Source organism: Fusobacterium ulcerans ATCC 49185 (genome assembly GCF_900683735.1).
Taxonomy (GTDB): Bacteria; Fusobacteriota; Fusobacteriia; order Fusobacteriales; family Fusobacteriaceae; genus Fusobacterium_A; species Fusobacterium_A ulcerans_A.
Genome location: NZ_LR215979.1, coordinates 2,845,077 through 2,857,481, shown reverse-complemented (window position 1 = coordinate 2,857,481; position 12,405 = coordinate 2,845,077). Strand labels below are relative to the sequence as shown.

At 28.6% G+C, this 12,405-nt stretch carries 11 protein-coding genes and 1 pseudogene; 10 read left to right on the top strand and 2 right to left on the bottom strand.

Annotation, left to right across the window (positions count from 1 at the left end):
- Nucleotides 1–20: 20 nt before the first annotated feature.
- The 9 genes from E0E45_RS12745 to E0E45_RS12705 are packed head-to-tail and all read left to right on the top strand — an operon-like array spanning nt 21 to nt 10,402.
- Entirely contained in the window at nt 21–2,297 is a 2,277-nt protein-coding gene (locus E0E45_RS12745; protein WP_130891523.1) for a YceG family protein, read from the top strand.
- A 36-nt stretch (nt 2,298–2,333) separates the two neighbouring features.
- The gene (locus E0E45_RS12740; protein ID WP_130891522.1) at nt 2,334–3,464 is read left to right on the top strand and encodes a toxic anion resistance protein; all 1,131 of its coding nucleotides are present in this window, start codon (nt 2,334–2,336) and stop codon (nt 3,462–3,464) included.
- A gap of 36 nt (nt 3,465–3,500) precedes the next feature.
- Nucleotides 3,501–4,082, top strand: coding sequence for a TerD family protein (locus E0E45_RS12735; RefSeq protein ID WP_096401536.1), 582 nt, complete (start codon nt 3,501–3,503; stop codon nt 4,080–4,082).
- A gap of 23 nt (nt 4,083–4,105) precedes the next feature.
- Nucleotides 4,106–4,687, top strand: coding sequence for a TerD family protein (locus E0E45_RS12730; RefSeq protein ID WP_130891521.1), 582 nt, complete (start codon nt 4,106–4,108; stop codon nt 4,685–4,687).
- An 18-nt stretch (nt 4,688–4,705) separates the two neighbouring features.
- Nucleotides 4,706–5,302, top strand: coding sequence for a TerD family protein (locus E0E45_RS12725; RefSeq protein ID WP_130891520.1), 597 nt, complete (start codon nt 4,706–4,708; stop codon nt 5,300–5,302).
- A gap of 45 nt (nt 5,303–5,347) precedes the next feature.
- Complete coding sequence (locus E0E45_RS12720) at nt 5,348–6,361, top strand: ATP-grasp domain-containing protein (protein WP_130891519.1); 1,014 nt, start codon at nt 5,348–5,350, stop codon at nt 6,359–6,361.
- A gap of 11 nt (nt 6,362–6,372) precedes the next feature.
- On the top strand, nt 6,373–7,122 hold the full coding sequence (locus E0E45_RS12715) for an HAD hydrolase family protein (protein ID WP_130891518.1): 750 nt from the start codon (nt 6,373–6,375) through the stop codon (nt 7,120–7,122).
- A 40-nt stretch (nt 7,123–7,162) separates the two neighbouring features.
- Nucleotides 7,163–9,799 (top strand): calcium-translocating P-type ATPase, PMCA-type, encoded by a 2,637-nt coding sequence (locus E0E45_RS12710; protein ID WP_130892356.1) that lies wholly within the window; start codon nt 7,163–7,165, stop codon nt 9,797–9,799.
- A gap of 18 nt (nt 9,800–9,817) precedes the next feature.
- On the top strand, nt 9,818–10,402 hold the full coding sequence (locus tag E0E45_RS12705) for a TerD family protein (protein WP_130891517.1): 585 nt from the start codon (nt 9,818–9,820) through the stop codon (nt 10,400–10,402).
- Between the two features lie 38 nt (nt 10,403–10,440).
- Here E0E45_RS12705 and E0E45_RS18105 read toward each other — a convergent pair.
- Both E0E45_RS18105 and E0E45_RS12700 read right to left on the bottom strand, forming a co-directional pair.
- A pseudogene (locus E0E45_RS18105) lies at nt 10,441–10,721 on the bottom strand (IS256 family transposase); the annotation flags it as partial.
- An 83-nt stretch (nt 10,722–10,804) separates the two neighbouring features.
- Entirely contained in the window at nt 10,805–11,425 is a 621-nt protein-coding gene (locus tag E0E45_RS12700; RefSeq protein WP_130891516.1) for a flavodoxin family protein, read from the bottom strand.
- 336 nt (nt 11,426–11,761) lie between these two features.
- On the opposite strand from E0E45_RS12700, the gene E0E45_RS12695 reads away from it, so the two are divergent.
- The gene (locus E0E45_RS12695; protein WP_130891515.1) at nt 11,762–12,370 is read left to right on the top strand and encodes a cyclase family protein; all 609 of its coding nucleotides are present in this window, start codon (nt 11,762–11,764) and stop codon (nt 12,368–12,370) included.
- The last annotated feature ends 35 nt before the right edge of the window (nt 12,371–12,405 follow it).

Here is a 12,405-nt window from a genome sequence, read left to right as displayed (position 1 = left end):
TGTGTGGAATGTGAGGAAAAATGGTAGAAAAGATAAAATTTAATAATACAGATGATTATTTTAAAAAATATAGTGAAAGAAATCCCAAAGGCATATATTTTTACAGAGTAACTTCATACAGTATAAAAATAGAAAATTTTCTCTTTAAGTACTTAGAACAAGTAAAAATATGTGGAGTCTACATAAAAAATAATATTCAAAATCCAACTCAAGAAAGAATAAATTATTTTATTGAAATGGCTGGAAAAGAATTCATAATGGATAAAGTATTCATGGAAAAAACTATGAAAAAATGGATACCTCAACTTTCAGAAATTCAAATTGCAATAATAATAGAAGCTCTTTTTGAAGAATTAAAAGTATTGGAGAAAGAGGGTAAAAATATTAACATCTTAAAAAATACTTATGTAAAATATATGTGTTGGTTCTATTATAGATTTCAATCTGTATTAAAAGCATTGGGAAAGGATAATGTTCCTAAAATTCTTTTTGATGGAAATGCAAGCAATCACGAATTAAAAATGCTGAATATACTTGCCAAAGCAGGATGTGATATCATTTTGCTTCAAACTGTAGAAGATAGAAATTTAGATAGAAATTCAGTTTTATCTTATATAATGCCAAATGATAACCCTCAGCCATTTCCAAAAAATTTTTCTGTAACAGCACTAGAAATAAAAAAATATAGCAACTCTAATGATGAAAAAAAGCAGATAAAAATAGCTCAGCCTCAAGGAATAATGAGTACAAACACTTGGATTACTGCTGGATATATATTTGAAGATTCTTTAAAATCTTCAAATGTGAGGGGAAGCAAAGATAATTATTATTATAATATGTTTGTTAAAATGACAGGTGTTGAAGATAAAAATAATTTTATGAATGAATTATTTAAATGGAAATTAAAACTGAGCAGCAGTGAAAGAGAAGTATTAATCATAGAAGGTGGAATACATAATCCTGATGGGTTAGAGGTACAGCAAATAAAGAAAAAACTATATCAAAATTCTATAGAACTGATAAATGAGCTTTCTAATAATATTTCTTTTAGACAAAATTCTGAGCTTGAACTTCTTTTAAAGAAAGCTTTTATTGAAATAATGACAGAAAATAAAGATGAAAGGCTGCAAAAATTAAGCAATAGTGGAGTAATACTTTTGTGTTGGCTAAATAGATATATTTCTGTACTATTCAAAAAAATAGATTTAAAAAAATATCCTGTATTTATTTATTATGGCAACTGCAAAAATGAAAATGAAAAGCTGTTTATAAGACTTCTAGCAAGAATTCCAGTTGATGTTATAATATTTTGTCCTGACAAAACTTTAGAATGCAGTATAAACGATAAAATTTTATTTGAAGAAATAAATGAATTTTCTATTCCCTTAGGAAAATTTCCTAAAAAACTAGAAAATATAAATTTTGGGACAACAGCTTATAATGCTGAACGAGATTTAGATTCGCTTTTATACCAAGATTCTGGCTTATTCAGACAAAATCAATTTAAAAATGCTATTCCAGTTACTTTACAAACTACCTATGAAGAAATTGGAATATTATGGAATCAGGAAGCTAAATACAGACAAAATTTTGAAATACTTACTGACAGAGTAATGGTTCCAGTAATATGTTCTAAAATATGTGGAGTTCCAAATAAAGATAAAAATAATTATTGGAAAATAATAGAACAATTTTTACAGCCAGAAGGAATATTTGTAAAAAATCTTCCATATATAAATGAAAAAAATAAAAAAACTTTGGGACAATCTGTAGTTTCATTTATAAAAAATAAAAAAATACAAGTGGAAACAATAAAAAAACATCCTTCATATAATTATAAATTTATCAGAGATGAAATGCAGAATTATATTTTTGAAAAAGCTCAGCAACTATTAGATAGTGGTATTATTCCTGGAACTTTCAACAATGGTATAGAATTTACAATACTGGATACAATACTTAATCTTGATATAGAAATATTAAGACTTATACAAAAATATGATTTTACTAAAAAAATACCAAAATTAGTAATAGTTGATACTACTGAACAAATAGGAAGTAAGGAAGATGGAATAATTACAGCTTTTTTAAAATTTTTAGGATTTGATATCCTTCTTTTTGTTCCAACAGGATATAAAAGTGTTGATGGACATCTTGAAAAAAATATATTTGTAAAACATCAAATCGGGGAATATCTTTATGATATGAAAATACCCATTTATGATAAGGAAAAGAAAAAATTTGATATAAAAAAAGAAAGATTTGGATTAAGATCACTTCTTAACCTTATGAATTAAAAAACTATAAAAATAAAGAAGAGGGGTATGATTATAATGGGAATAAAAATGAATTCAACAGAACCTGTAGTTGTTGATGAAAATAATATGACTATAGTTGAAGCTGAAGTAAAACAATTTAATATACAAGCTGATAGAAATGAAATGACTCAAAAGCTTGTAGATTCACGTGAGGTAGATAATCTTGTAAGTTCAATATCCGTTTATGATACTGAAACTATCATCTCTTTTGGAGGAGAAGTTGCTGAAGAAATATCTAGATGTTCTGACGCTGTATTAAATAGTATGAATATGTCTCAAATTAATGATACTGGAGAAATGCTTACACTTCTTGGAAAAATAATGAGTAAGTTTGATATTGATGAAATTAGGGAAAAACCAGGATTTTTAGAAAGAATATTTGGAAATCTGAAAAAACAACTTGAAAAAATATTAGATAAATACCATACAATGGGAGATGAGATAGATAAAATATATGTAAAACTGAAACAATATGAAGTTGAAATCAAGCAGTCAAATAAAAAACTTGAAACAATGTTTCAAACAAATGTAAATTATTATCATGAACTTTTAAAATATATTCTGGCAGGAGAGCAAGGAATAAAGGAAATAGATGCTTTTATCACTCAAAGGACTGAAGAGATGGAAAAGTCAAATGACAAAAGTATCCAATTTGAATTAACAAGCTTAGTACAAGCAAAGCAAATGCTGGAGCAAAGAACACAAGACCTAAGAATAGCAGAAAATGTGGCTATGCAGTCTATCCCTATGCTAAAAACTATGCAATTTAGCAATGTAAACCTTATAAGAAAAATAAATTCAGCTTTTATAATTACACTCCCTATATTTAAACAAGCTCTTTCACAAGCTATACTACTGAAGAGACAGCGTATACAAGCTGAAGCAATGGCTGCTCTTGATGAAAAAACAAATGAGATGCTGATTAAAAATGCTCAAAATACTTCTGAACAAGCTAAACTTGCAGCACAATTGGCTTCTGGAAGCTCTATAAAAATAGAAACTTTAGAAACGACTTGGAAAACTATTGTAAAAGGAATAGAAGAAACAAAGCAAATACAAGAAAATGCTTCTAGAAAACGTATTGAAGATCAAGCACGTCTAAAGGCTATAAAAGATGATTTTAATAAAATGTTTGGTAATAAGTAATATTTTTTTACTATAAAAATCAAGGAGATGATTAATATGCCAATAAACTTAACAAAAGGGCAAAAAGTAGACTTAACAAAAGGAAATGCTGGTTTAAAAAATCTTGTAATTGGTCTTGGGTGGGATACTAACAAATATGATGGTGGAGCTGATTTTGATTTAGATGCAGCAGCATTTTTAGTAGGTGCAAATGGAAAAGTACCTTCACAAGAAGAATTTGTTTTTTATGGTAATCTTATTCATAAAAGCAGTTCAGTAGAACATATGGGGGATAACTTAACAGGTGAAGGAGATGGCGATGATGAACAAATAAAGGTAGATTTATCTAAAATCCCTGCTAATGTAGAAAAAGTTGTATTTACTGTTACTATTTATGATTCAGAAACAAGAAGACAAAATTTTGGACAAATATCAAACGCATATATAAGAGTAGTAAATGAAAGCAATAATCAAGAACTTATCAGATACGATCTTGGAGAAGACTTCTCAATTGAAACAGCAGTTGTAGTTGGAGAAATTTATAGACATGCTGGAGAATGGAAATTTAATGCAGTAGGAAGCGGATTCCAAGGAGGGTTGGCAGCTCTTTGTGCTAACTTTGGAATAGAAGTAGCATAATTTTCAATTTTGGAGGTAAACAAATGGGAATTAGTTTAAAAAAAGGACAAAAAGTAAGCCTTACAAAAGATAATCCTGGGTTAAAAAAATTAATAGTAGGACTTGGATGGGATACCAATAAATTTGACACAGGTGGAGATTTTGATTTAGATTCTGCTGCATTTCTTCTAGGAGAAAATGGTAAGGTAACTTCACAAAGTGATTTTATTTTTTATGGCAATTTGAAGCATAATAGTGGTTCTGTTATTCATATGGGTGATAATAGGACTGGTGATGGTGATGGCGATGATGAGCAAATATCCATTGATCTTTCTAAGGTACCTGAAAATATTACAAGAATAATATTTACAGCTACTATATATGAAGCGGAAGAAAGAAGGCAGAATTTCGGACAGATATCAAATGCATATATAAGAATAGTTGATGAGGATGTAAAAAATGAGATACTGAAATATGATTTAGGAGAAGATTTTTCAATTGAAACAGCAGCAGTCTTTGGAGAACTCTATAAAAATAATGGAGAATGGAAATTTAATGCAATAGGAAGCGGATATCAAGGAGGTCTGGCTGCTCTTTGCATCAACTATGGAATAGATATTGATTAGAAAAAGGAGAATAATATTATGTCAATAAGTTTACAAAAAGGACAAAAGATAAGCCTTACAAAAGATAACAGCACTTTAGACAAAATTATATTAGGGCTTGGATGGGATCAAGCTTCAAAAGATAATGGCGGTTTTTTTTCAATGTTTGGCAAAAAGGCCAATATAGATTGTGATGCTACAGCAATGCTTCTTCAAAATGGTAAAATGATAGATAAAAAAGATATTGTTTATTTTGGAAATCTGAAGCACTATACTGATTCTGTAAGACATACAGGAGATAATCTTACAGGTGAGGGGGAGGGAGATGATGAACAGATTATTGTTGAATTAAAAAAAATCCCTCAAAAATACGATAAAATAGTAATAGTTGTTAATATATTTAAAGCTAAAGACAGAAATCAACATTTTGGAATGATAAAAAATGCTTTTATAAGACTAATTGATACTAAAACAAATAAAGAAATGTGCAGATATAATCTGACAGATGACTATAGTGGGTGTACTGCTCTGATATTTGGAGAGGTATATCGTCATAATGAAGAATGGAAATTCAATGCAATAGGTCAAGGAACAACTGATGATGGTATTGGTGAACTTGCTGCTAGATATAAATAATAAATGAAGGGAGCAGCATATGCTCCCTTCTAAATTGGAGGAATAATGAAAAAAGTCATTATTTGGTTCAATCACTGGTTTAGTACTGCTTATCATATGGTTAATATGATAAAAGATGATAATAATACCGAATTTTATATAATAGGTACTAATGGAAATGAAGAAAATGTTATGAAAACAGTATGTGATTACTGGGAAAAAGAACCTGATTTTCTAAGTGATGAAGAGTACGTGCAATATTGTTTAGAATTTTGTCAAAGACATTCAGTAAATATATTTATCCCAAGAAAAAAACAACTTTCCATAGTTAAAAATATAAAAAGATTTGAGAATATATCTGTTAAAGTTCTTGCAGAAAAAAATTTTGAAAAAATGAAGCAGCTTAACAATAAAAAAAATACATATGAATTATTTGAAATGTTAAAAATTGGAAATATTCCTGAATACTATATAGTGAATACAGCTGAAAAATTTATTGAGGCTTATCAAAAACTAAAAGTAAATCATAAAAAAATCTGTTTTAAATTTGTTGAGGATGAAGGTGCTGTAAGTTTTAGAATAATTGATGATTCTATGAAGGATGCTGATATTTTTTTAGTAAGAAAAGGGCTTAAAGTTACATCAGAAGAAGTATATAATTCTTTTAAAAAAAGAGAAAATACTGTTGAAATAATGCTGATGCCATATCTTGAAGGTGAAGAAGTAAGTGTAGACTGTTTAAAAACAAAAAGTGGTTTAATTTCTATTCCAAGAGTAAAAACACTGACAAGAACAGAAATAATAAGATACGACAAAGAAATTTTAGATACATGCAAAGACTTTTTTAAGAAATATGGAGTAGAACATCCCTGCAATATTCAATTTAAATACAACAATGGTATTCCTTATTTATTAGAAATAAATACCAGAATGTCTGGAGGAATACATTATACATGTCTTGCAGCGAATATCAATATTCCTAATATATCTGTAAATCAACTTTTAGGTATAGATAAAATTTGGAAAATTAATAAAAAAGAAACAAAAGTATCTTATATAGAAACGCCTATACTTATTTGAAAGGAATAAAAATGAAAATTTTTACAACAGATTTAGATAATACTTTAATATATTCATATAAAAAAGATATAGGAAAAGATAAAATACTTGTTGAAACAAAAAATGGAAAAAAACTTTCCTATATGACTAAAGTTTCTCATGAATTACTAAAAGAACTGAATTTTATCCCTATAACAACACGTTCTCTTGAACAATATCAAAGGATAAAATTTTTTGAAAATTATCAGCCAGAGTATGCTCTGACAGCCAACGGGGGAATTCTTCTTTATAGAGGAAAAATTGTTAAGGAATGGTACCAAAAATCATTAGAAATATCAGTAAAATCTATAAAAGAACTGGAAAAAGGAATAAAACTGCTGACAGAAGATGAAAATATATATTTTGAAGTTAGAAAAGTAGATGAGCTTTTTATATTTACTAAAAGTTTTAATATAGAAATAGTCATAAAAAAATTAAAAAATAATCTAAATCAAAAACTTGTAGATATACATAATCATGGAGAAAAATTATATATATTTCCCAAGGAATTGAATAAAGGAACTTCTTTAGAAAGATTAAAAAAATTTTTAAAAGCTGATACAGTAATCTGTGCAGGAGATAGTGAAATGGATATTCCAATGTTGGAAAAAGCAGATATATCTATTTTTCCAGAACAATTAAAAAAATTTTTATCTAGACAAAAGGAGCAATATGCTATATCTGAAAAAGAGTTTTTTTCAGATAAAATGCTGCAAATAGTAAAAAAAGTTTTTCAAGAATAGAAGAAAAAGCATCTAAGGAGGATAAAATATTTTGAAAAAGATGGGATTAACGGATTTAGAAGTTCTAGCATCAAAAGAAAAATTTGGTAGTAACATAATTACAGAACAGGAAACAGAAAGTTTTTTTGATAAACTAAAGGATAACTTTGGCGACCCAATGATAAAAATATTGTGTGTAGCTCTAATTATCAATGTTATTTTTACATTCATGGGGCAAACAGAATGGTATGAGCCTTTTGGTATAGCTGTAGCTGTCATACTTGCTACATTTGTTTCTACATTTTCCGAATATAGAAATGAAAATGCTTTCCAGAAGCTTCAAGAAGAAGCTTCAAGAATAATGTGCAAAGTATATAGAAACAATGAAGTAACTGAAATATCTATTAATGATATAGTAGTAGGAGATTGGGTCTTACTTCAATCTGGAGATAAGATTCCAGCAGATGGAATAATTACAGATGGAACTATTAAAGTAGATCAATCTGTTTTAAATGGGGAAACTAAGGAAGCTACTAAAAAACCATTGGCAGAAAATTATAAAGATGAAGAAGCTTCAATGGACTTTTTAAATCCATATAAAGTATTCAGAGGTGCAGTTGTCTGCTCTGGAAATGCTGTGATGGAAGTTACTGTAGTTGGAGACAAGAGTGTATATGGTCAGATAGCAAGTGAGTTACAAATAGATGATGATAGGGAATCTCCATTAAAATTAAAACTTGGAAAACTTGCAGATGATATAAGTAAATTTGGGTATATTGGTGGTATAGCAATAGCAATAGCACTTTTATTTCAAAGAATTGTAATACATAATGGCTTTGAAATGGCAAGAATTATTGCTTATTGTTCTAACTGGATAGTTTTAGTGAATGACTTAATTCATGCTGTTATGCTTGCAGTTATCATTATAGTTATGGCAGTTCCAGAAGGTCTTCCATTAATGATAGCTATTGTATCAGCATTGAATATGTCTAAAATGCTGAAAGATAATGTACTAGTAAGAAAAATAGTAGGTATTGAAACTGCTGGAAGCTTAAATATCCTTTTTTCAGATAAAACAGGAACTATTACAAAAGGAAAATTAGAAACAATATTATTTGTAGATGGAACTGGTAAGGAAACTAAAAAATATGATCATATCTCTGAGGAACTAAAAAAAATATTTTCTCTTAATATATTTAAAAATACAAATGCCCTTATTACAGGAGATGGAGATAATATTAAAATAGTTGGAGGAAATGCTACTGAAAGAGCTATTCTTGGCTTTGTTGGAAAAAACTGCTGTGATTTGGATGTTGAAGTCTGCTGTTCATTGCCATTTAATAGTACAAATAAATATTCTGCCTGTTCTGTAACTGGAGATTGTGATATAACATTAGTAAAAGGAGCTCCTGAAAAACTCCTTTCAAAATGTAAATATTATTATACTGAAGAAGGGGAGAAAAAAGAGTTTAATGACCATGATAAAATAGAAAATATAATAAATGAGCTTGCCAGAAGAGCTATAAGAGTATTAGCATTTGCAAGCTGTGAAAAAAAAATACATGAAGATGATAAAGAAATTGAAGATTGTACTTTAATTGGTATTATAGGTATTAGAGATGAAGTAAGACCTGAATCTATTTCTGCTATAAAAGAGGTGCAAGGGGCAGGAATACAAGTAGTAATGATAACTGGAGATAGAAAAGATACTGCTGTAGCTATTGCTAAAGAAGCTGGACTTCTTACTGAAGAGGCAGATTTAGTTTATACTTCTGATGAACTAGCTCAAATGACTGATAATGAGATTGCTGCTCAAATGAAAAATATTAAAGTAGTGTCAAGAGCTCTGCCTAGTGATAAATCTAGACTTGTAAAAATAGCTCAAGAGCTGAATCTTGTAGTAGGAATGACAGGAGATGGAGTTAATGATTCTCCTGCCTTGAAAAAAGCTGATGTTGGATTTGCTATGGGTGGTGGCACAGAAGTAGCAAAAGAAGCTTCAGATATTGTTATACTAGATGATAACTTTATGTCTATTGAAAAAGCTATTCTCTATGGAAGAACAATCTTCAATTCTATTAGAAAATTTATAATATTTCAGCTTACAATCAATGTAGCTGCAGTAATGGTATCATTTGTTTCTCCTTTACTTGGAATGGAAAATCCACTTTCAATTACTCAAATTTTATGGGTAAATTTAGTTATGGATACTTTAGCAGCTCTGGCATTTGGAGGAGAACCTGCTTTAAAAAGATTTATGCAGGAAAAACCTAAACGCAGAGAAGAAAATATTGTCAGCAGCTATATGTGGAGTGCTATATTTACAGGAAGTATTTGGACATTTATACTAAGTATGTTCTTCCTTCTTACACCACAAATAAAGGCTTTATTTAGACCAGGAATAAATAATGAATATCTTCTGACTGGATATTTTGCTTTCTTTATATTTATATCTGTCTTTAATGCTTTCAATGCAAGAACTGAGCAAACTAATTTATTTGATAATATTTTTGAAAATAAAGGATTCCTTAACATAATTATTCTTATTGTAATTGTACAAGTTATTATGACATACTTAGGAGGAGCTGTCTTAAACTGTTATGGTTTAACTTTAAAAGAATGGGCAGCAGTAATTATTATGGCATTTACAATTATACCAGTTGATATAATAAGAAAAAAAATTGTAATAAAAAAATAGAAAAAAAGGGGAAAATGTATGAGTGTAAATTTATCAAAAGGACAACGTGTAAATCTTGATAAAAATATAACTATGGCATTAATTGGACTAGGTTGGGATACTAATAAATATTCTGGTGGCTATGATTTTGATTTAGATGCTTCAGCATTTTTGCTTGGTAAAAATGAAAAAGTTTTAAAAGATGAAGATTTTATTTTTTATAATAATCTTACTGCTTATAATGGTGCTGTTACTCATACTGGAGATAATTTAACTGGAGATGGCGATGGAGATGATGAAGTAATCATCATTGATTTCAGAAAAATTCCTCAGGAAATATATAAAATAGCTATAACAGTAACTATTCATGATGCAGTATTTAGAAGACAAAATTTTGGTCAAGTATCAAATGCTTATGTGAGAGTAGCCAGAATGGTAAATGAAACTGATACTGATGGACAAGAAGTGCTGAGATTTAATCTTATGGAAGATTTTTCTATTGAAACAGCCATAGTGGTTTGCGAAATTTATAGACATGGAAATGACTGGAAATTTAATGCAGTAGGAGCAGGATATCAAAATGGACTTAAAGCTCTTTGTCAAAATTATGGTGTAAATGTATAATAAGGTTTTAGTCAAAGCTGTCTGTTGGCAGCTTTGACTTAAAAATAAACAGTTATTTTAATTTGGAGTTCTCCATAAATTCTTTCCCAGTTTCTCAATGTTGAAGTCCATTTTTTTATTGCTTCAAAAGTTGATAGCTACAGAGCTTTTAATAGCACTGAATCACTTGGAAATACGTTTCTCTGACTATTTAACTTTCTATGGTCTTAGTTGTATAGATAACTTTTCTAACCTTAGTAGAAAACTTAAATATTGGGTTGATAACATCCAAATTTTTGCTCCAGCTTTTCATTGAACTTGGATAGAATTTTTCAAACTTTCTAAAATGAAAATGCCAGGATATAGATATTTTTTTATTATCTTCGATTTACAGAAATTACTTCACAAGGTCATTAAAAAACATTATTTGATAAAATTAGTCATTATTTTTTCTTCATATTCTGGTTTTGGGATATTCATTTTTTTTCCAGCTTCTATACATTTTAATAACCATGCCATATTTTCCCCAAGAGTACGCATTATTTGCAGTCCTTCTTCATCTTGCATTACATCTTCAGGAGTAAAACCATGTACTTGATTCCAGTAGTTAGATGATACAATAGGCATATTGCTGATTGTAAAATATTTGTTTAACTGATCAAATGCAGCTGTAGAACCTGCACGACGGCATGAAACTATAGAAGCTCCTAATTTTCCTGCCATTTTTTCTCCTGCTGAAAAGAATAATCTATCTAAAAAGGCAATTAAACTTCCATTGGCACTGGCATAATATACTGGAGAACCAATAATTAGTCCATCTATTTCACCCAATCTTTCTGCTATTTCGTTCACTTTATCATTCCATATACACTTTCCTGTTTCAAAACATTTAGAGCAGGCTATACATCCAGCAATAGGTTTTTTACCAAGATATATAATCTCTGTTTCTATTTCATGTTTGTTCAGTACCTTTTCTACTTCTCTCAATGCAGTGTAAGTACATCCTTTTTCATTTGGACTTCCATTTAATAACATTACTTTCATTTTAATTTCTCCTTTAATCTATTGGTTTTAGTGTTTTTAATATTTTTTACTTTCAACAGTTTTTCAGGTAAACTTTTCATAGTATTCTTTTCTTCTCTCTCTCTTTTACTGGATATATTTTGAATTTCCTTTATCTTAGTATATGATAATTTTAGTATGAATAAAATTTTAATTTTTTATCTAAAAAAAAGAATAGATAATAAAACTGAACAGCGTGAATTGTAACTTTAGAAAATAGTTTGAAATTTATTACAAAACATTAATAATAAGTTTTTTAAATAGGGATAAATATTAAGAAATAAAATAATTATATTCAGAGAAAATAGTGAGGGATCTATGAAAATATATGACTTAACACATAAAATAGAAAATAATATGACTGTATATTGTGATGCAGAAAAACCAGAGATTAAATCTATTTTTTCATATGAAGAAGATAATTTCAATGTAACTTATTTAGGATTGACTTCACATCTTGGGACTCATTTAGATGTTCCTCTTCACTTAATTGAAAATGGAAGGAATATATGTGACTTTCCAGTTGCTGCTTTTTGGGGGAAGGGAATATGTATTTCTTTTGAAAATTTAGACACTATTGATTTTGATTTGATTAAAAATATTGACTATCTATTAATTCATACTGGATGGGGTAAATATTGGAATGAGGAAAAATATTTTAAAAATTATCCAATTATTTCAAATAAAATAGTTAAAAAAATAGCAGATTCTCATTTAAAAGGAATTGGAATAGATTGTATTTCACCAGATAATTATGATTCTTGTGAATTGAAAAATCATAAACTTCTTTTATCATCTGATAAGATAATAGTGGAAAATTTGTATAGTTTAGAAAATATTTTGAACAAAGAATTCTATTTTTCATGTATGCCTTTGAAAATAGCAATAGATGGCTGTCCTGTTAGAGCTGTAGCAATTGTAGAATGATGGCAAAAAGCAAAATGATAATAGAATAAAATATA

Bases quoted from the DNA above. Each gene is read 5' to 3' on its own strand.
- E0E45_RS12745 (WP_130891523.1), top strand. From the start codon at position 21: ATGGTAGAAAAGATAAAATTTAATAATACAGATGATTATTTTAAAAAA.
- E0E45_RS12740 (WP_130891522.1), top strand. From the start codon at position 2,334: ATGGGAATAAAAATGAATTCAACAGAACCTGTAGTTGTTGATGAAAAT.
- E0E45_RS12735 (WP_096401536.1), top strand. From the start codon at position 3,501: ATGCCAATAAACTTAACAAAAGGGCAAAAAGTAGACTTAACAAAAGGA.
- E0E45_RS12730 (WP_130891521.1), top strand. From the start codon at position 4,106: ATGGGAATTAGTTTAAAAAAAGGACAAAAAGTAAGCCTTACAAAAGAT.
- E0E45_RS12725 (WP_130891520.1), top strand. From the start codon at position 4,706: ATGTCAATAAGTTTACAAAAAGGACAAAAGATAAGCCTTACAAAAGAT.
- E0E45_RS12720 (WP_130891519.1), top strand. From the start codon at position 5,348: ATGAAAAAAGTCATTATTTGGTTCAATCACTGGTTTAGTACTGCTTAT.
- E0E45_RS12715 (WP_130891518.1), top strand. From the start codon at position 6,373: ATGAAAATTTTTACAACAGATTTAGATAATACTTTAATATATTCATAT.
- E0E45_RS12710 (WP_130892356.1), top strand. From the start codon at position 7,163: ATGGGATTAACGGATTTAGAAGTTCTAGCATCAAAAGAAAAATTTGGT.
- E0E45_RS12705 (WP_130891517.1), top strand. From the start codon at position 9,818: ATGAGTGTAAATTTATCAAAAGGACAACGTGTAAATCTTGATAAAAAT.
- E0E45_RS12700 (WP_130891516.1), bottom strand. From the start codon at position 11,425: ATGAAAGTAATGTTATTAAATGGAAGTCCAAATGAAAAAGGATGTACT.
- E0E45_RS12695 (WP_130891515.1), top strand. From the start codon at position 11,762: ATGAAAATATATGACTTAACACATAAAATAGAAAATAATATGACTGTA.